The organism is Actinocorallia lasiicapitis (genome assembly GCF_054778695.1).
The window spans coordinates 1-590 of sequence record NZ_BAAGZI010000896.1 but is presented as its reverse complement, the minus strand read 5'-3'; the positions used below and the strand labels follow the sequence as shown (position 1 = coordinate 590).

1 protein-coding gene is annotated in these 590 nt (G+C 75.8%); it reads right to left on the bottom strand.

Features of this window, described 5'->3' with window-relative positions:
* The coding region (locus ACYVE7_RS35375) for an ATP-grasp domain-containing protein (protein ID WP_460371062.1) at positions 1-590 on the bottom strand (590 nt) is incomplete at both ends.

Genomic DNA, 590 nt, shown 5'->3' with positions numbered 1-590 from the left:
CGCCCGCGCCTTCCGGCACACGGCCCATGGCCACGTCGGCGGCGGCGCCCGGCGCGTCCACCCCGAGGGCCAGCCGCCCCAGATAGGGGATGAGGTCGCCCCCGAGCCGGGCGTTGATCTCCACGAGGCGCGGTCCTGCCGGGGTGAGCCGCACCTCGGTGTGGGTGGTCATGGAGTCCAGACCGAGCGCGGCGTGGGCGCGGACGACCAGCTCGACGGCGTCGTCGAGGCCGGGCACGGGACGGGCGGGGACGAGATGCCCGGTCTCCTCGAAGAACGGCGCGAACCCGAGCGTCTTCTCGGCGACCACGAGGATCCGGGTGACGCCGCCGGACGTCACCGCGTCGACGCTGTACTCGGGACCGTCCAGGTACTCCTCGACCAGCACCCCGAGGTGGGCGCGCGCCGACAGCCCGGTCCTGGCGCCGAGGACCGCGGGGAACGCCGACTCCAGTTCGGCCGCCGACCCGACCCGGACGACGCCGATGCTGCCCGACAGCGCCCGCGGCTTCAGCACGACGGGATAGCCGAGACCGGCCGCCAGCGCCGTCGCCGCCGCCACGTCCCGCGCGATCCCGAACCCGACCGGG